This is a genomic window from Atopomonas sediminilitoris (assembly GCF_022601735.1).
GTDB classification, from domain to species: Bacteria; Pseudomonadota; Gammaproteobacteria; order Pseudomonadales; family Pseudomonadaceae; genus Atopomonas; species Atopomonas sediminilitoris.
In genome coordinates this window covers 22,787-39,110 of sequence record NZ_JAKUMM010000007.1, presented here as the reverse complement: position 1 = coordinate 39,110, position 16,324 = coordinate 22,787, and the positions used below count along the sequence as shown (strand labels likewise).

General features: G+C 56.7%; 21 protein-coding genes. 10 read left to right on the top strand and 11 right to left on the bottom strand.

The window, feature by feature from the left end; all coding sequences use genetic code 11:
- Positions 1-43 precede the first annotated feature (43 nt).
- The 10 genes from MKI83_RS11830 to MKI83_RS11785 all read right to left on the bottom strand — a co-directional run bounded on the left by MKI83_RS11830 (position 44) and on the right by MKI83_RS11785 (position 7,065).
- On the bottom strand, positions 44-316 hold the full coding sequence (locus tag MKI83_RS11830; protein ID WP_241586439.1) for an HPr family phosphocarrier protein: 273 nt from the start codon (positions 314-316) through the stop codon (positions 44-46).
- A gap of 8 nt (positions 317-324) precedes the next feature.
- Positions 325-1,185 (bottom strand): RNase adapter RapZ, encoded by an 861-nt coding sequence (rapZ, locus tag MKI83_RS11825; protein ID WP_241586429.1) that lies wholly within the window; start codon positions 1,183-1,185, stop codon positions 325-327.
- 1 nt (position 1,186) lies between these two features.
- Complete coding sequence (gene ptsN, locus MKI83_RS11820; RefSeq protein ID WP_241586427.1) at positions 1,187-1,651, bottom strand: PTS IIA-like nitrogen regulatory protein PtsN; 465 nt, start codon at positions 1,649-1,651, stop codon at positions 1,187-1,189.
- Positions 1,652-1,670: 19 nt separating this feature from the next.
- Positions 1,671-1,979 carry a ribosome hibernation-promoting factor, HPF/YfiA family gene (hpf, locus tag MKI83_RS11815; RefSeq protein WP_241586425.1) on the bottom strand — a complete coding sequence of 103 codons (309 nt, stop codon included), beginning with the start codon at positions 1,977-1,979 and terminating at the stop codon, positions 1,671-1,673.
- A gap of 81 nt (positions 1,980-2,060) precedes the next feature.
- Entirely contained in the window at positions 2,061-3,566 is a 1,506-nt protein-coding gene (locus tag MKI83_RS11810) for an RNA polymerase factor sigma-54 (RefSeq protein WP_241586423.1), read from the bottom strand.
- Between the two features lie 175 nt (positions 3,567-3,741).
- Complete coding sequence (gene lptB / locus MKI83_RS11805; RefSeq protein WP_241586421.1) at positions 3,742-4,467, bottom strand: LPS export ABC transporter ATP-binding protein; 726 nt, start codon at positions 4,465-4,467, stop codon at positions 3,742-3,744.
- Positions 4,467-4,997 carry a lipopolysaccharide transport periplasmic protein LptA gene (lptA, locus tag MKI83_RS11800; protein WP_241586419.1) on the bottom strand — a complete coding sequence of 177 codons (531 nt, stop codon included), beginning with the start codon at positions 4,995-4,997 and terminating at the stop codon, positions 4,467-4,469. The genes lptB and lptA overlap by 1 nt, the downstream gene beginning before the upstream one ends.
- Positions 4,984-5,553, bottom strand: coding sequence for an LPS export ABC transporter periplasmic protein LptC (lptC, locus tag MKI83_RS11795; protein ID WP_241586417.1), 570 nt, complete (start codon positions 5,551-5,553; stop codon positions 4,984-4,986). The genes lptA and lptC overlap by 14 nt, the downstream gene beginning before the upstream one ends.
- Positions 5,554-5,560: 7 nt before the next feature.
- Positions 5,561-6,091, bottom strand: coding sequence for a KdsC family phosphatase (locus MKI83_RS11790; RefSeq protein WP_241586407.1), 531 nt, complete (start codon positions 6,089-6,091; stop codon positions 5,561-5,563).
- A complete protein-coding gene (locus MKI83_RS11785; protein WP_241586405.1) occupies positions 6,091-7,065 on the bottom strand; it encodes a KpsF/GutQ family sugar-phosphate isomerase in 975 nt (324 codons plus the stop codon). Before MKI83_RS11785 ends, MKI83_RS11790 begins: the two co-directional genes overlap by 1 nt.
- Positions 7,066-7,311: 246 nt before the next feature.
- Here MKI83_RS11785 and MKI83_RS11780 point away from each other — a divergent pair, with 246 nt between their 5' ends.
- The 10 genes from MKI83_RS11780 (at position 7,312) to hisC (ending at position 15,085) form a co-directional block, all read left to right on the top strand.
- On the top strand, positions 7,312-8,127 hold the full coding sequence (locus tag MKI83_RS11780) for an ATP-binding cassette domain-containing protein (RefSeq protein ID WP_241586403.1): 816 nt from the start codon (positions 7,312-7,314) through the stop codon (positions 8,125-8,127).
- Between the two features lie 13 nt (positions 8,128-8,140).
- Positions 8,141-8,920, top strand: a complete 780-nt coding sequence (mlaE, locus tag MKI83_RS11775; RefSeq protein ID WP_245399759.1) for a lipid asymmetry maintenance ABC transporter permease subunit MlaE — start codon at positions 8,141-8,143, stop codon at positions 8,918-8,920.
- Positions 8,920-9,384 (top strand): outer membrane lipid asymmetry maintenance protein MlaD, encoded by a 465-nt coding sequence (gene mlaD / locus MKI83_RS11770; RefSeq protein WP_241586383.1) that lies wholly within the window; start codon positions 8,920-8,922, stop codon positions 9,382-9,384. The genes mlaE and mlaD overlap by 1 nt, the downstream gene beginning before the upstream one ends.
- Positions 9,385-9,411: 27 nt before the next feature.
- Positions 9,412-10,044, top strand: coding sequence for an MlaC/ttg2D family ABC transporter substrate-binding protein (locus tag MKI83_RS11765; RefSeq protein ID WP_241586381.1), 633 nt, complete (start codon positions 9,412-9,414; stop codon positions 10,042-10,044).
- Positions 10,044-10,331, top strand: coding sequence for an STAS domain-containing protein (locus MKI83_RS11760; protein ID WP_241586379.1), 288 nt, complete (start codon positions 10,044-10,046; stop codon positions 10,329-10,331). The genes MKI83_RS11765 and MKI83_RS11760 overlap by 1 nt, the downstream gene beginning before the upstream one ends.
- A gap of 89 nt (positions 10,332-10,420) precedes the next feature.
- Positions 10,421-10,660: a BolA family protein gene (locus MKI83_RS11755; protein ID WP_241586377.1), complete on the top strand. Its 240-nt coding sequence runs from the start codon at positions 10,421-10,423 to the stop codon at positions 10,658-10,660.
- Between the two features lie 10 nt (positions 10,661-10,670).
- Positions 10,671-11,936, top strand: a complete 1,266-nt coding sequence (gene murA / locus MKI83_RS11750) for a UDP-N-acetylglucosamine 1-carboxyvinyltransferase (protein WP_241586375.1) — start codon at positions 10,671-10,673, stop codon at positions 11,934-11,936.
- Between the two features lie 64 nt (positions 11,937-12,000).
- On the top strand, positions 12,001-12,627 hold the full coding sequence (gene hisG, locus MKI83_RS11745; RefSeq protein WP_241586373.1) for an ATP phosphoribosyltransferase: 627 nt from the start codon (positions 12,001-12,003) through the stop codon (positions 12,625-12,627).
- Between the two features lie 33 nt (positions 12,628-12,660).
- The gene (hisD, locus tag MKI83_RS11740; RefSeq protein ID WP_241586371.1) at positions 12,661-13,971 is read left to right on the top strand and encodes a histidinol dehydrogenase; all 1,311 of its coding nucleotides are present in this window, start codon (positions 12,661-12,663) and stop codon (positions 13,969-13,971) included.
- A gap of 55 nt (positions 13,972-14,026) precedes the next feature.
- Positions 14,027-15,085 carry a histidinol-phosphate transaminase gene (gene hisC / locus MKI83_RS11735; protein WP_241586361.1) on the top strand — a complete coding sequence of 353 codons (1,059 nt, stop codon included), beginning with the start codon at positions 14,027-14,029 and terminating at the stop codon, positions 15,083-15,085.
- A 47-nt stretch (positions 15,086-15,132) separates the two neighbouring features.
- Here hisC and MKI83_RS11730 read toward each other — a convergent pair whose 3' ends face one another.
- Positions 15,133-16,266 (bottom strand): S1C family serine protease, encoded by a 1,134-nt coding sequence (locus MKI83_RS11730; RefSeq protein WP_241586359.1) that lies wholly within the window; start codon positions 16,264-16,266, stop codon positions 15,133-15,135.
- Positions 16,267-16,324 lie beyond the last annotated feature (58 nt).

The following is a 16,324-nucleotide window of genomic DNA, read 5'->3' as shown; positions in this document are numbered from 1 at the left end:
AATCGGCGAATGTGACGGGTGACGATGGGGTCAGGTCACAGTGCTATTCGGGTTCGTCAAAGCGATTGTTGATCAGCGCAATGACTGCTTGCAGCGCTTGATCCGCGTCGTCTCCCTCAGTGTGGATATGAATGGTCGAACCTTTGGCGGCGGCCAGCAGCATCACCGACATAATACTTTTGGCGTCGACTAATTTATCTTGCGTGCGCCCGACATTCACCTTGGCACTAAATTGCGCCGCCACACCGACCAGCTTGGCCGCTGCACGGGCATGTAAGCCCAGTTTATTGATGATGGTGATGTCGGTTGTTGGCATGCGAGTCCTTAGCCGTGCAAATCACGGTGACGGACCTGCACATTGCGTAATGTGTTTTTGAGTGCGTTGGCGGTTTTCTCGGCCAAATACACTGAGCGGTGGTGTCCGCCGGTACAGCCAATCGCCACCGTCACGTACGAGCGGTTACTGGCCGCGAAGCGAGGTAGCCACTTGCTTAGATAAGTGAAGATGTCGGTGAACATTTCGTCCACCTCGGGCTGTGCGCTGAGATAGTCGATCACCGGTTGCTCTAATCCAGAAAAGCTCCGTATTTCTGGTTTCCAATAAGGATTAGGCAAGCAACGCACATCAAACACTACGTCGGCGTCGATCGGGACTCCACGCTTGAAGCCAAACGATTCTATCAGAAAAGCGGTGCCCGGTTCAGGCTCATCCAGTAAGCGCAGCTTGAGTAAGTCTTTGAGCTGGTAGAGATTTAGTGACGTGGTATCGACTTTGAGGTCGCACAAATCGCTGATGGCGCCCAGTACTTTGCCCTCGTCGGCAATGGCTTCGGCGAGGGAGCGTTCCTCGCTGGTAAGCGGGTGCTTGCGGCGCGTCTCGGAGAAACGCTTAAGTAGGGTTTCATCATCGGCATCTAAAAACACGACGTCGCAGCGAATGTTGCGACTGCGGACTTCTTGCAGCAGCTCTGGGAAGCGCTCCAGTTGCCCCGGTAGATTGCGAGCATCGATAGAAACGGCAATTTTGGGGTAGAGCAGGTCATTGCTGGCCAGCGTGCGCTCGGCAAGATCAATCAGCAGGCCGGCCGGTAGGTTGTCGATACAGTAATAGCCGTGGTCCTCCAGCACGTTGAGGGCAGTACTTTTGCCTGACCCAGAGCGCCCGCTGACCACAATTAAACGCATATTAGGCGGCCTGCTGCAGATCAACGATGGTTTGATACAGTGCTTGGTTACTGTCAGCGTCGCGTAATTGTTGGCGAATCGCCGGTTTATCGAGCAGGCCAGCGACTTGGCTGAGTAACTCAAGGTGCTCGTCGGTGGCTTCTTCTGGGACTAAAAGCACGAACAGAAGATCAACAGGGGCGCCGTCGAGCGCGTCAAAGTCAATGGCGTCGCTTAAGTGCAGCACCATGCTCATGGGCTCGCTCGCGCCGGCGATGCGGCAATGCGGGATGGCGATGCCGTTACCAAAGCCTGTCGAGCCCAAACGCTCGCGCGCGATTAAGCTGTCAAAGATGGTGTCCGCGCTAAGGCCGGGCTGGTCTTTGGCGACCAGCTCGGCGATATGCTCAAGAACGCGTTTTTTGCTGCCACCCTGAACGTTCACTAAGGAGCGTTCAGGGGTCAGGATTTGCTGCAATCGAATCATGCTATATGAGGTCGTGTAGTTAACGAGTGCCGACGCCTTGTAAGCGATCGGAATGTTTTTCTTTGTGTTTGATTAGCTGCCTGTCGAGCTTGTCGGTTAACAGGTCGATGGCGGCGTACATGTCGTCGTGTTCGGCGTTAGCGGCGATGGTGCCGCCGGTGATATGCAAGGTGGCTTCGACTTTCTGGCGGAGTTTTTCGACTTCCATGGTGACTTGCACGTTGGTGATTTTATCGAAATGTCGCTCCAGTTTTTTGAGTTTTTCCTGGATGTATTCGCGCAGAGGTTCGGTAACTTCAAGCTGGTGGCCACTGATATTGACTTGCATACAGCTGTCTCCTTGGTGCCTGTGGTTTTACTAACAGGTTAGTCAAACTGCGGTACGGATGCCTGCTTCAGGTCAACAAATTTACACCAGCCGTTTGCGCTCGCTGGAGGAGAGAATTCCCAAAGATTCTCGATACTTGGCAATGGTGCGGCGGGCGACCTGGATGCCTTGCTCTTCCAGTAGACCAGCGATCTTGCTGTCGCTCAACGGCTTTTTCGGGTTTTCAGCACTGACCAATTTCTTGATCATGGCGCGAATGGCGGTGGAGGAACACTCGCCGCCTTCTGCGGTACTGACGTGGCTGGAGAAGAAATATTTCAGCTCGAAAATGCCGCGCGGGGTGTGCATGTACTTTTGTGTGGTCACGCGCGAGATGGTTGATTCATGCATGCCAACAATCTCGGCGATGTCGGCGAGCACCATGGGCTTCATGGCTTCTTCGCCGTACTCAAGAAAGCCGCGCTGTTGTTCAACAATCTGCGTGGCGACTTTCATCAGGGTTTCGTTGCGGCTTTGCAGGCTTTTAATGAACCAGCGTGCCTCTTGCAGGTTGTTGCGCATGTAGCTGTTGTCGGCGCTGCTGTCGGCGCGCTTGACCAGTGACGAGTACTGCCGGTTAACGCGCAGGCGTGGCATGGCATCGCTATTGAGTTCTACCAGCCAGCGGCCATTGTCGCGCGTGACGATGACATCAGGGGTGACGTATTCCGGCTCGCTGGCGGCAATTTGTGCGGCTGGGCGCGGGTTTAGCGTTTGTATGAGGGTGATGACGCCCTTGAGCTCGTCTTCGCTGAGCTTCATGCGGCGCATCAGCTGGCTGTAGTCACGACTGCCGAGTACGTCGAGATAGTCCGTGACTAAGCGCCTAGTGGTGGCCAATAGCGGGGTGTCTTCGGGCAGTTGGCGCAATTGCAGGAGAAGACACTCGCCGAGATCGCGCGCCGCAATGCCGACCGGCTCAAATTGCTGGATGCGGTGCAGCACCATTTCCACTTCATCAAGCTCAACGTCCAGTTCGGGCTCGAAGGCGCTGAGGATTTCTTCCAGACTTTCTTCGAGGTAGCCGTCGCTGTTGATGGCGTCGATCAAGGTGATGGCGATCATGCGGTCGCGATCATTCATCGGGGCGAGGTTAAGTTGCCACAACAGGTGCCCTTGCAGGCTTACCCCAGCACCGGTGCGCTGGGTGAAGTCCCACTCATCGTCATCGCTGGAGGCCGGTAGGCTGCTGGCAGAGGTTTGGTAGATGTCTTCCCATGCAGTATCGACGGGTAGCTCATTGGGGATGCGGTCTTCCCATTGATCGGTGTCGATGTCGTCGGGCGTGGCGTTGTCGCTGTTGAGCGCTTCAATCTTGGCCGGCTCGGGATGCTGGATGTCATCACCGTCGCTGTCGTTACCGTCACTGTTTTGATCGTAGTCGTCGTCGCCGTCTTCGGGCATTTCCAGCATGGGGTTGGTTTCCAACGCTTCTTGGATTTCCTGACGCAAATCGAGCGTGGAAAGTTGTAGGAGGCGGATGGCTTGCTGCAGCTGCGGGGTCATCGTCAGCTGCTGCCCCATTTTTAGGACGAGCGTAGGTTTCATGAGCGGAAGCTTAGCACCTTGTCTTCATGCGCCGTATTGGGCGTTAACTGCGGAAGCCGTGCGCGAGTGCGCTTTAGCAAATTATATGCCCGATAAGGTGCAGTTTGCCTAGACGTGCTTGAGGAATACGTGAAGAAAGTTTCACATGCTCCGAGCGGAGCATGTGTTGCGCTGATTACAGACGGAAGCTTTCGCCAAGATAGACGTCGCGTACCTGCTGGTTAGCGAGCACTTCTTCGGCGGTGCCTTCAGCGATCAGGCGGCCTTCGCTGACGATGTAGGCGTGCTCACAAATGTCTAAGGTTTCACGCACGTTGTGGTCGGTGATCAAAACGCCGATACCGCGATCTTTTAATTGCTGAATAATTTGCTTGATGTCGCCAACGGAGATTGGGTCAACGCCGGCAAAGGGTTCATCCAGCAGGATGAAGCGTGGCTCGGTGGCTAACGCGCGCGCGATTTCCACACGACGGCGTTCACCGCCGGACAAGCTCATGCCGAGGTTGTCACGAATATGGGTGATGTGAAATTCCTGCAGCAGGCTTTCGAGCATGTCGCGACGTTGGCTGCGTGACAGCTCGCTGCGGGTTTCTAAAATGCCCATGATGTTGTCGGCTACGGTCAGCTTGCGAAAAATAGATGCTTCTTGCGGCAGATAGCCAATGCCGGCGCGGGCGCGGCCGTGCATGGGGCGGCGCGTTACGTCCAAATCATCAATCAAAACGCGACCTTGGTCGGCCTGTACTAAGCCAACGATCATGTAGAAACAGGTCGTTTTGCCGGCGCCGTTGGGCCCCAGCAAGCCCACGACTTGGCCGCTATCAATGACCACTGAGACGTCACGCACCACTTGGCGTTTGTTGTAACTCTTGGCCAAGTGTTGGGCTTTGAGGGTCGCCATCAGTTGTCCTGCTTCTTCTTCGGTTGAATCACCATGTCAATGCGCGGACGCGGCGTATTGACGGTGTTGCCGGTAGCGCGGCCGGCGTTAACGATTTGCCGTGCTGTGTCGTAAATGATCTTCTCGCCTTCGAAGGTGTTGCCTTCCTGTACGACCTTGGCCTGATCGATCAGGATGATGCGTTCGCTGGCGGCTTTGTATTGGATCGTGCGGCCCCAAGCTTTAACCAGCTGTTTGTCGCTGGAGGGCTGCTGTTGATACTGCGCTAAGTTGCCGACGGCGGTGACGATGTCGACTTCACCGGTGGCGTCGCGGGTAAGGGTGACCTTGTCGCCGGTGATTTGCAGGGTGCCCTGGGTGACGACCACAGCGCCGGTGTACACGGCAACGCCCTGACGGTCGTCTAGCTCGGCGGCGTCAGCTTGGATGCGAATCGGTTGTTCGCGGTCGGCGGGTAATGCCCAGCTGTGTGCGCATCCCAGCAGCAGGCTCAGGCCCAATAGGCCGGCAGAGAAATCAAGGCGCTTCATGCTGTCCTCTTACATTTGAAAGCAATTGCATGCGACTTTCCTTGAGGTAAGCGCGCATGCCGGTAGCGGTGGTGGTGCCGTTGGCGGCGTCGATTCTAACGGGTTGTGCGGTTTCGGCATAATCCTTATCGGGAATAACCGTCAGACGCGAGGTGGTCAGCGTTGTGCGTTGCTGCTTGATATCGAGGTGGTCGATCTTAACTTGCTCGATGAGCTCAACCTCTTTGCCGCCGGGGCTGACTTCGCCTTTGCGCGCATCCACCAGCCACGGTTCGGCCTCATTGCTGCGAAATAGCTTGAGGTGCGGCACTTCAACAAGGGTTACGTCGCTGGCTTTGAGGTGGTCTAGGCGGGTGGCGGTCATGAAGTATTTCTTGCTGCCGTCTTCGTTAAAGGCGCGCGTGGTTGCGCCCACCACGTAGTAGTCGATGTCTTGCTCAGTGGTGCTGGTTTTTGGCGCCTTATTAAAGCTGTCGGGGCTGATGTTCCAGTAGCCGATCGCCAGTAAGCCGATACCGGCTAAACCTAATAGGGCAATTTGCACGTAACGTGGCATGGCGTCCTCAGAGGTAAGCGTGCTGCAGGGCTTCCAGTTTGCCCTGTGCTTGAAGAATAAACTCGCAAAACTCACGAGCGGCACCGGCGCCACCGGCGGCTTGGGTGACGCCGTGGGCGTGCTGACGAACAAAAGCATCGCCGCTGGCCACGGCCATGCCTAAGCCTACACGGCGGATGGCGGTTAGGTCGGGCAGGTCGTCTCCTAGGTAGGCGACTTGCTCAAGGCTGATGGGCTCTTCGAGGCTGCCCAATAGCTCATTGAGCGCAATGAATTTATCTTCGCGCCCTTGAAACAGGTGCTGAATGCCAAGGTTTTTAGCGCGACGCTCCACCACGGCGCTGCTGCGTCCGGTGATGATGGCGGTTTGAATGCCGGCCTGCATCAGCATTTTGATGCCGTGACCATCGAGCGTGTTGAAGGTTTTAAACTCACTGCCATCGGGTAAGAAGTACAGCTTGCCGTCGGTTAGGACGCCGTCGACATCGAAAACGGCTAGGCGAATGGCTTGTGCGCGGCGGGTCAGTGATGGGTTCATTAAACAACTCCAGCGCGAAGCAAGTCGTGCATGTTGAGGGCGCCGACGGGTTTGTTGTGCTCATCAACCACGATCAGGCCGGCGATTTTGCTTTGCTCCATGATATTAAGCGCCTCGGCAGCTAAGTGGCCGAGTTGGGCGGTTTTGCATTGACGTGTCATCACCTCGGCAATCGCGGTGTTGGCTAAGTCCAACGGCTTGTCCAGCGTGCGACGGAGGTCGCCATCGGTGAAGATGCCCTGCAGGTCGCCATGTTCATCAATGATCGCAGTCAGGCCAAGGCCTTGGCGGGTCATTTCTAAAAGTGCTTCTTTTATCGAGGTGTCCGGGCTGACTTTAGGCAGACGTGCACCGCTGTGCATGATGTCGTCCACTTTTAGCAGTAAGCGTCGACCCAGTGCGCCACCAGGGTGCGAAAACGCGAAGTCTTCGGCGGTAAAGCCGCGCGCCTCTAGAAGCGCAATGGCTAAGGCATCACCCAGAACCAAAGCGGCCGTTGTGGATGAGGTGGGGGCCAAGTTGAGTGGGCAGGCTTCTTCGGCAACGCGAGCATCCAGCGCGGCGTCAGCGCTACGCGCCAGTGTTGATTGTGGGTTGCCGGTGATGCTGATCAAGGCAATGCCGAGGCGCTTGATTAACGGGAGTAGGGTGACGATTTCGCTGGTGGAGCCAGAATTAGACAGCGCGATCACCACGTCTTCTTTGGTGATCATGCCCATGTCGCCGTGACTGGCTTCTGCTGGGTGCACAAAAAAAGCCGGCGTGCCTGTGCTGGCGAGCGTGGCGGCAATCTTATTGCCAATATGGCCAGACTTGCCCATGCCGACCACCACAACACGGCCTTTGCAATTCAGGATCATGTCGCACGCGCGCACGAAGTGATCATCCAGCTGCCGCTGTAGCTGTTCGATGGCGTTGCGCTCTAAACCAATGGTGCGTTCGGCAGAGACAAGATGCGGGTGCAGATTACTCATGGTGTTAATAAGGAGCACGGCTGAAAACGCCGCAGTATACCTTGAAAGCGCTGAGGGGGATGCGGTTGCGTTAAAACGCGCAAGGCCGGCGCGCCATTCGGCAAAAAGCGCGCCGATTGACTTGGGCCTATAGTAGGGCGGGTGATATAGTGCGCGCCGCCTGCCGAGGCGCCTAGGGAATAGGCAGTAAAATGAAGCAGTTGAGTTATGTGGCGGGTGTTTTGAGGTTATTCACAAGGAGTCGGAATGGCTACTGACGCACGCAACGCGGTTGAGCTAAAAGGGGTTTCCTTTCGGCGCGGCGAACGTTTTATCTTCAACAATGTGGATATTGCCATTCCGCGCGGCAAAGTCACGGGCATCATGGGTCCGTCAGGCTGCGGGAAAACCACCTTGTTACGTTTGATCGGCGCCCAGTTGCGCGCTGAAAGCGGCGAAATTTGGGTGGATGGCAGCAATCTGCCGAGTCTTGCCCGCACCGAACTCTTCGATTTGCGTAAGCGCATGGGCGTGCTGTTTCAAAGCGGCGCTTTGTTTACTGATCTGAGTGTGTTTGAAAACGTCGCTTTCCCACTGCGTGTGCACACACAGTTACCCGATGACATGATTCGCGACATCGTACTGCTTAAATTGCAGGCCGTGGGGCTGCGTGGTGCGATCGATTTAATGCCTGACGAGCTGTCTGGCGGCATGAAGCGCCGTGTGGCCTTGGCGCGTGCGATCGCACTGGATCCGCAAATTCTGCTGTACGACGAGCCCTTTGTTGGGCAGGACCCCATTGCGATGGGGGTTTTAGTGCGCTTGATTCGCCTGTTAAACGATGCACTGGGTATCACCAGTATCGTGGTATCGCATGACTTGGCCGAAACGGCCAGCATTGCTGACTACATTTATGTGGTGGGCGATAGCCAGGTGTTGGGGCATGGCACCCCTGATGAGCTGATGGCTTCAGATAATCCGCGCATTAAACAATTTATGCAGGGCAGTCCCGACGGCCCAGTGCCTTTCCATTTTCCGGCCAATAAACTGGCTGACGACTTATTGGGAGGCGTCCGTGGCTAAAGCAACAACGGTATTGGATCGCATTGCCTTGCTCGGGCGTGCAGGTCTCGATGTGTTGGCCGCCATGGGGCGTTCGGTGGTGTTTTTGTTTTTGGCTATCGCAGGGCGTGCTTCGTTCGGTAATCGCCTGCAATTGCTCATGCAGCAGCTTTACTCGGTCGGTGTGCTGTCGCTGGCGATTATTGTGGTGTCTGGGGTGTTTATTGGCATGGTGCTGGCGCTGCAGGGCTACAGCATTTTGTCGGATTACGGCTCAGAACAAGCCGTGGGGCAGATGGTGGCTTTAACGCTGCTGCGTGAGCTTGGTCCTGTGGTCACGGCGTTGTTATTTGCCGGTCGCGCCGGTTCGGCGTTAACCGCTGAAATTGGCAACATGAAATCGACCGAGCAGCTGTCTAGCTTGGAGATGATCGGCGTTGACCCGCTCAAATATGTGATTGCCCCGCGCCTGTGGGCAGGCTTTATTTCCATGCCTTTGCTGGCCTGCATCTTCAGCGTGGTCGGCATCTGGGGCGGCAGCATGGTGGCTGTGGAGTGGCTGGGCGTCTTTGAAGGCTCCTTTTGGAGCAATATGCAAAATTCGGTGGACTTCTACGATGACGTGCTTAACGGCGTGATCAAGAGTGTGGTGTTCGCCGTGGTGGTGACTTGGATTGCTGTGTTCCAAGGTTATGACTGCGAGCCTACTTCGGAAGGCATCAGTCGCGCGACCACCCGTACTGTGGTTCATGCCTCGCTGGCTGTGCTGGGCTTGGACTTTATTCTTACTGCTCTGATGTTCGGAGATTACTGATGAAAACCCGTACTTTGGAAATCAGTGTCGGGCTGTTTTTGCTGGCGGGAGTGCTGGCATTGGTGCTGTTGGCCTTGCGTGTCAGTGGCTTGACCGTGGCCAGTACCCAAGACACCTATCGGGTCTATGCCTATTTCGACAATATTTCAGGTTTGGCTGCGCGTGCCAAAGTGACCATGGCTGGCGTCACTATTGGTAAGGTGGTGGCTATCGACTTGGATCGCGACAGTTACATGGGGCGCGTGGCGATGGATATTCAGGGTGAGGTGAATAACCTGCCGCTGGACTCTACCGCTTCGATCCTCACCGCGGGTCTGTTGGGCGAGAAGTACATTGGTATCAGTGTTGGTGGTGATGAAGAGTTGATCGCCGATGGCGACACGATTCGCGACACCCAGTCGGCGTTAGTGCTGGAAGAGTTGATTGGCAAGTTTTTGCTCAATTCGGTCAATAAAGACGAATAACCGTGAGCGTGTAAAAGAGAGTTGATAATGAAAAAGTTCTTTGCTCCTTTTTTCTTGGGTTTAGCCCTGCTGTTGCCTGCTTTTGCGTGGGCCTCGACGGCTCAGCAAGTTGTGCAAAGCACAGTGGATCAGATGCTGGGTGAGCTCAACACGCGGCGCGATGAGTTTAAGCAAGATCCTGAGCAGTTCTATCAGTCGCTGAATACCATTTTGTCACCGGTTACGGATTTCCCTGGTATTGCGCGCGGTGTGATGACGGCTAAGTTTATTGGTCGCGCGTCCAATGAGCAGATGCAGCGTTTTGAAGAAACGTTTAAGCGCAGCTTGGTGCAGTTCTACGGTAATGCCTTGTTGGCCTACAACAATCAGGCAATTCGTGTGTTGCCCGGTAATGGTCGTGATACCGCCCAGCGTGCTTCGGTCGATATGGAAGTGCAGGGCGACAATGGTGCGCTGTATAAGGTCAGCTACACCATGGTGGCTGATGGTGCGCAGTGGAAGCTGCGCAATGTGATCATTGAAGGCATTAACGTGGGTAAGTTGTTCCGCGATCAGTTCGCCGACTCTATGCGTCGCAACAACAATAACCTCGACAAGGTGATCGACTCTTGGGCTGACACGGTGTCGCGTGCGCGCCAATCAGCCGAGGCCAAGCAGTGATGGCACAAGCGAGCCTAAGCAATAACGTGCTTAAGCTCAGCGGTGTGCTGGATCATCACAGCGTGATTGCTGTGCGCGCAGAGGCTGAGCGCTTGCTCGCTGAGGCAGGCCAAGAGGTGGTGTTGGATTGCTCAGCAATCGAGAAATCCAACAGTGTCGGGCTTTCTCTGTTGTTGGTGCTTAAGCGGGCTGCTGTTAAACGCCAGCAAACGCTGCGTATTGAGCAGCTGCCGGAGGACTTGCAGCAGATGGCGCACGTCTCTGAAGTGAGCGAGATTCTGGTCTAAGTAAGACGCGCCGGTGGCTCAAGCTACCGGCTTTCCTGTATTATCCAGCGTTCTTTTGGCCCGCAAGGGCGCAGTTGTTGAGGAACGCCATGCAAGCGCTCGACGTTAAACGTCATCTTGAAAGCCAACTGGCCGACACTCAGGTTGAAGTGGAAGGCGAAGGCTGCAATTTCACCCTGAACCTGATCAGTGACGAACTGGCCGCTTTGCGCCCTGTACAGCGGCAGCAGCGGGTGTACGCCCAACTGAATCACTGGATCGCGGATGGCAGCATGCACGCCGTCACCATGAATTTCTTTTCTCGCGCGGCTTGGGCCGAGCGCAACTGAGCATTCCGGCATGGACAAACTGATCATTACTGGCGGTAAGCGCCTAGACGGCGAGATTCGCATCTCTGGTGCCAAGAACTCCGCTCTGCCGATTCTGGCGGCCACGTTGCTGGCGGATGGCCCGATCACTATCGGTAACTTGCCGCACCTGCACGACATCACCACCATGATCGAGTTGTTCGGTCGCATGGGTGTGCAGCCGACCATCGACGAAAAGCTTAATGTCGAAGTCGATACCTCGAGCATCACCACGCTGGTCGCTCCGTATGAGTTGGTTAAAACCATGCGCGCGTCGATTCTGGTGCTGGGTCCGATGGTGGCGCGCTTTGGTTATGCTGAAGTGGCATTGCCCGGCGGCTGTGCGATTGGTTCGCGTCCGGTGGATCTGCACATCCGTGGCCTTGAAGCCATGGGTGCCGATATTTCCGTCGAAGACGGCTACATCAAAGCCCGTGCCCCTGAAGGCGGCTTGCGCGGTGCGCATTACTTCTTCGATACCGTGTCCGTTACCGGTACCGAAAATATTCTGATGGCCGCCGCTTTGGCTAACGGTCGCAGCGTGATTGAGAACGCCGCACGTGAGCCTGAAGTGGTTGATCTGGCCAATTGCCTGATCGCCATGGGCGCCAATATTCAAGGGGCTGGCACCGCCACCATTACCGTGGATGGCGTTAAGCGCTTGGCAGGCGGACGCTACATGGTGATGCCTGACCGTATCGAAACCGGCACTTACTTAGTGGCCGCTGCCGCAACGGGCGGACGGGTCAAGCTGAAAGACACCGATCCGACCATTCTTGAGGCCGTGCTGCTCAAGCTAGAAGAGTCCGGTGCCATGGTGGATACCGGTAGCGACTGGATCAGCTTGGACATGAAAGGTAACCGCCCGAAAGCGGTGAACTTGCGCACCGCACCGTACCCTGCGTTCCCCACCGACATGCAGGCTCAGTTCGTCAGCTTGAATGCCGTGGCCGAAGGCACCGGTACTGTGATCGAGACCGTGTTCGAGAATCGCTTTATGCACGTCTACGAGATGGTGCGTATGGGCGCTAAGGTGCAGGTTGAGGGCAATACTTGCATCGTTACCGGTGTGCCGCAGTTGAAGTCCGCGCCGGTGATGGCCACCGACTTGCGTGCCTCGGCCTCGCTGGTGATTGCTGGCTTGGTGGCTGAAGGCGATACCTTGGTCGATCGCATTTATCACATCGACCGTGGTTACGAGTGCATCGAAGAAAAACTGCAACTGCTGGGCGCTACCATTCGCCGCGTACCGGGTTGATTCCTTTGCGGTGTGGGGATGCCGTGCCCACACTGCCACCCGCTTGAATTAAGAGAGCTGCGTCATGCTGACCATCGCCTTATCCAAAGGCCGCATCCTCGACGACACCTTGCCGCTGTTGGCCGAGGCCGGCATCGTGCCGGCGGAAAATCCGGAAAAAAGCCGCAAGTTGATCATCCCGACCACGCGCGACGATGTGCAGCTGTTGATCGTGCGCGCTACCGATGTGCCAACCTACGTTGAACACGGTGCTGCCGATTTGGGCGTCGCCGGTAAAGACGTGTTGATGGAGTACGGCGGTCAGCTATACGAGCCGCTGGATTTGAACATTGCGCGCTGCAAGTTGATGACAGCCGGCAAAGTCGGCGCACCGGAGCCCAAAGGGCGTCTGCGCGTGGCCACCAAGTTCGTCAACATCGCCCGTCGTTATTACGCCGAGCAGGGTCGCCAAGTTGAGGTGATCAAGCTGTACGGCTCGATGGAGCTGGCCCCCTTAGTGGGCTTGGCCGATAAGATCATCGACGTGGTGGATACCGGCAACACCCTGCGTGCCAACGGCCTTGAGCCGCAAGAACTCATCGCCACTATCAGCTCGCGCTTGGTGGTGAACAAGGCGTCGATGAAAATGAAGCACGCCGAATTGGATACCCTGATCACCGCCTTGCGTCAGGCCGTTGAGGCCCGCGCGTAATCGATTTCGTTTGTCCCAACACAGAGAAAGACCATGAGCCAGACCTTCGCTATCCGCCGTCTCAATGCCAGTGACCAGGACTTTGCGCAGCATCTGGATCATCTGCTGGCGTGGGAAAGTGTCTCTGATGCCGATGTGAACCAGCGCGTGCTGGATATCATTGATGCCGTGCGTCGTCGCGGCGATGCGGCCGTTGTTGAGTTTACTCAGCGTTTTGATGGCGTCAGCGCCACGGCGATGGCGGATTTGATTCTGCCGCGTGAGCGTTTAGAACTGGCCTTGACCCGCATCAGCGCCGAACAGCGTGCTGCGCTTGAGCAGGCCGCCGAGCGTGTGCGCAGCTATCACGAAAAGCAAAAGCAAGATTCGTGGCAGTACACCGAGGCCGACGGCACGGTGCTGGGGCAGCAAGTCACGCCGCTGGATCGCGCCGGTTTGTATGTGCCTGGCGGCAAGGCGGCGTACCCGTCATCAGTATTGATGAATGCGATCCCCGCCAAAGTGGCCGGCGTGCCCGAGGTGGTGATGGTGGTGCCGACGCCACGCGGCGAGTTGAACGAATTGGTGCTCGCCGCCGCCTGTGTGGCCGGTGTGGATCGCGTGTTCACCGTCGGTGGCGCGCAAGCCGTGGCGGCGCTGGCCTATGGCACCGAAAGCGTGCCACGAGTCGACAAGATCGTCGGTCCCGGCAACATCTACGTGGCCACGGCTAAACGCCATGTGTTTGGCCAAGTTGGTATCGATATGATCGCCGGTCCATCGGAAATTTTAGTGGTCTGCGATGGGCAAACCGATCCTGATTGGATTGCCATGGATTTGTTCTCGCAAGCGGAGCACGACGAAGATGCCCAAAGCATTCTGGTCAGCCCCGATGCGGCGTTTTTAGACCGAGTCGCCGCCAGCATCGCCAAGCTGCTGCCGACCATGGAGCGTGCTGAGATCATTCGCACCTCGCTGCAAGGCCGTGGCGCCTTGATTCAGGTGGCTGATATGGCGCAGGCCATTGAGGTCGCTAATCGTATTGCGCCAGAGCACCTTGAGCTGTCGGTGGCTGAGCCTGAGCAATACTTGTCGCAGATTCGTCACGCTGGCGCCATTTTTATGGGGCGTTATACCGCTGAGGCGCTGGGCGATTACTGTGCTGGCCCTAACCACGTGTTGCCGACTTCTGGCACGGCGCGCTTTTCTTCGCCGTTGGGGGTTTACGACTTCCAAAAGCGCTCCTCAATCATTCATTGCTCGGCCGCCGGCGCTTCGACCCTAGGCCAAGTGGCCTCGGTATTGGCGCGTGGCGAATCGCTAACCGCGCACGCGCGCAGCGCCGAATACCGCATTAAAAACTGAATGAACAGGCAGAGCGCAGCCTCTACCGCGAAGCGATCATGAGGAGTAAGGGCAGATGAGTAAGTTCTGGAGTCCCTTGGTTAAAGACCTGGTGCCGTACGTGCCGGGCGAGCAACCCAAGCTGAGCAAGCTGGTAAAGCTCAACACTAATGAAAACCCCTACGGCCCATCGCCCAAAGCGTTGGCCGCCATGCAGGCTGAGATTGGCGATAGCCTACGCCTGTACCCTGACCCAAACAGCGACCTGCTCAAGCAGACTGTGGCCAACTATTACGGCGTGCAGCCTGCGCAAGTGTTTGTCGGTAACGGCTCGGATGAGGTGCTGGCACACCTGTTTTACGGCCTGTTTAAGCAAGATTTGCCGATTCTGTTCCCCGACATCACCTACAGCTTTTATCCTGTGTACTGCGGCCTGTATGGGATTCAGTATGAAACCGTGGCACTGGCGGATGACTTCAGCCTAGATGTCAGTGCCTATGCCAAGCCCAACGGCGGCATCATCTTTGCCAACCCTAACGCACCGACAGGGCGCTTGTTGGCGCTGGATGAGATTCGGTGTTTGCTGGAGCTTAATCGCGAGTCGGTGGTGGTGATTGATGAGGCCTACATCGACTTTGGCGGACAAAGCGCGATCAGCTTGGTCAACGACTTCCCCAATCTGCTGGTCACCCAGACCTTGTCCAAGTCGCGCTCGCTGGCGGGCCTGCGTGTTGGCTTGGCGGTCGGCCACGCGGAGCTGATCGAAGCGTTGGAGCGGGTTAAGAACAGCTTTAACTCCTATCCGCTGGATCGGATGGCGATTGTGGGCGCGGCTGCGGCGTTTGCGGACGACGACTACTTTATCGACACCTGCAGCAAGGTGATCGAAAGCCGCAATGAGGTCACAACGGCCCTGGCTGCGTTAGGTTTTAACGTTGTGCCTTCGGCGGCTAACTTCATCTTTGCCAGCCACCCCGCGCGTGATGCGGCAACGTTGGCGCAAGGTCTGCGCGAACAGGGCGTGATAGTGCGCCACTTCAAGGCCGCACGGATTGATCAATACCTGCGCATCACCATCGGTACCCCTGAACAAAATCAGGCATTGTTGGAGGCGCTTAAGCCGTTGTGCGCTTAAGTGGCGAAGGCTGCTGCTAACTCAGCGGCGGCCTTCTGTGCGTAGGGTTATTCGCGCTTAATCTGCGGCCGCACGCCGATGGTGATGGTCAAATCCAATGGTGCACCGTTGCGCTGTACGGTCAGCGTGACGGCTTCACCGGGTTCGCTGCGGGCGATTTGGTTCATGGCTATGTGGCCATCGCTGACTTTCTTGCCGGCAATCGCGAGCAGGACATCGCCAGGTTGCATGCCGGCCTTGGCCGCGGGGCTGCCGCGATACACGCCGGCCACAATCACACCGTTGGCTTGCTCAAGATCAAACGATTCGGCCAACTCTGGCGTCAGTGGCTGCACTTCAATCCCCAGCCAGCCGCGAATCACGCGGCCATTTTCAACGATCGATGCCATCACCGACAGCGCCAGTTTGGTGGGGATGGCAAAGCCGATGCCTTGCGAGCCGCCGGATTTGCTGAAAATCGCCGTGTTAATGCCGATCAAATTGCCGTAAGCATCCACCAATGCGCCGCCGGAGTTGCCGGGGTTGATGGCGGCGTCGGTCTGGATGAAATCTTCGTAAGTGTTGAGCCCTAGTTGGTGGCGGCCGGTGGCGCTGATGATGCCCATGGTCACAGTCTGGCCAACGCCAAACGGGTTGCCGATGGCCAGCGCGACATCGCCGATGCGGATCTGATCGGACTGCCCTAAGGTCATGCTGGGCAAATCATCCAGCTCGATCTGCAGTACCGCAAGGTCGGTCTCTGGGTCGCTGCCGATGACTTTGGCGACGGTTTCGCGTCCATCGCGCAGTGCGACCACAACCTGTTCAGCGCCGCTGATCACATGATTGTTGGTGAGAATGTGCCCTTGCGGGCTCATGATCACGCCGCTGCCTAAGCTGGATTCGAGACGTTTTTGCTCCGACAAGTTGTGGTCGAATAACTCTTGAATCGGTGCCAGTGATTGCTGCGAGCGCGCCACCAGCTTGGTGGTGTACAGGTTCACCACCGCAGGCGCGGCCTGTTGCACGGCTTGGGCGTAACTGGTGGGCGCGCTTTGCAGCGCAGGCCATGGATTGACCTGGCGGATTTCGACTTTCTGTTCATCGTCGCCGAGCCACTGCGGTAGGTATTGGCTGAGCAGTAAGGCGGTAAGAAGGCCGCAAACGATGGGCCAGGCGAGCGCCTTAAGCATGGGTTTCATGCGAGTTCCTTGGTCTTGTCGTGCTGGGCAGAGGCCATTAAGGTGGCGGCATTATACG

Bases quoted from the DNA above. Each gene is read 5' to 3' on its own strand.
- MKI83_RS11765 (WP_241586381.1), top strand. From the start codon at position 9,412: ATGAAAAAGTTCTTTGCTCCTTTTTTCTTGGGTTTAGCCCTGCTGTTG.
- lptC (WP_241586417.1), bottom strand. From the start codon at position 5,553: ATGCCACGTTACGTGCAAATTGCCCTATTAGGTTTAGCCGGTATCGGC.
- ptsN (WP_241586427.1), bottom strand. From the start codon at position 1,651: ATGATTCGATTGCAGCAAATCCTGACCCCTGAACGCTCCTTAGTGAAC.
- hisC (WP_241586361.1), top strand. From the start codon at position 14,027: ATGAGTAAGTTCTGGAGTCCCTTGGTTAAAGACCTGGTGCCGTACGTG.
- rapZ (WP_241586429.1), bottom strand. From the start codon at position 1,185: ATGCGTTTAATTGTGGTCAGCGGGCGCTCTGGGTCAGGCAAAAGTACT.
- MKI83_RS11780 (WP_241586403.1), top strand. From the start codon at position 7,312: ATGGCTACTGACGCACGCAACGCGGTTGAGCTAAAAGGGGTTTCCTTT.
- MKI83_RS11830 (WP_241586439.1), bottom strand. From the start codon at position 316: ATGCCAACAACCGACATCACCATCATCAATAAACTGGGCTTACATGCC.
- MKI83_RS11755 (WP_241586377.1), top strand. From the start codon at position 10,421: ATGCAAGCGCTCGACGTTAAACGTCATCTTGAAAGCCAACTGGCCGAC.
- MKI83_RS11730 (WP_241586359.1), bottom strand. From the start codon at position 16,266: ATGAAACCCATGCTTAAGGCGCTCGCCTGGCCCATCGTTTGCGGCCTT.
- lptA (WP_241586419.1), bottom strand. From the start codon at position 4,997: ATGAAGCGCCTTGATTTCTCTGCCGGCCTATTGGGCCTGAGCCTGCTG.
- MKI83_RS11760 (WP_241586379.1), top strand. From the start codon at position 10,044: ATGGCACAAGCGAGCCTAAGCAATAACGTGCTTAAGCTCAGCGGTGTG.
- hpf (WP_241586425.1), bottom strand. From the start codon at position 1,979: ATGCAAGTCAATATCAGTGGCCACCAGCTTGAAGTTACCGAACCTCTG.
- MKI83_RS11810 (WP_241586423.1), bottom strand. From the start codon at position 3,566: ATGAAACCTACGCTCGTCCTAAAAATGGGGCAGCAGCTGACGATGACC.
- MKI83_RS11785 (WP_241586405.1), bottom strand. From the start codon at position 7,065: ATGAGTAATCTGCACCCGCATCTTGTCTCTGCCGAACGCACCATTGGT.
- lptB (WP_241586421.1), bottom strand. From the start codon at position 4,467: ATGGCGACCCTCAAAGCCCAACACTTGGCCAAGAGTTACAACAAACGC.
- MKI83_RS11790 (WP_241586407.1), bottom strand. From the start codon at position 6,091: ATGAACCCATCACTGACCCGCCGCGCACAAGCCATTCGCCTAGCCGTT.
- mlaD (WP_241586383.1), top strand. From the start codon at position 8,920: ATGAAAACCCGTACTTTGGAAATCAGTGTCGGGCTGTTTTTGCTGGCG.
- murA (WP_241586375.1), top strand. From the start codon at position 10,671: ATGGACAAACTGATCATTACTGGCGGTAAGCGCCTAGACGGCGAGATT.
- hisD (WP_241586371.1), top strand. From the start codon at position 12,661: ATGAGCCAGACCTTCGCTATCCGCCGTCTCAATGCCAGTGACCAGGAC.
- hisG (WP_241586373.1), top strand. From the start codon at position 12,001: ATGCTGACCATCGCCTTATCCAAAGGCCGCATCCTCGACGACACCTTG.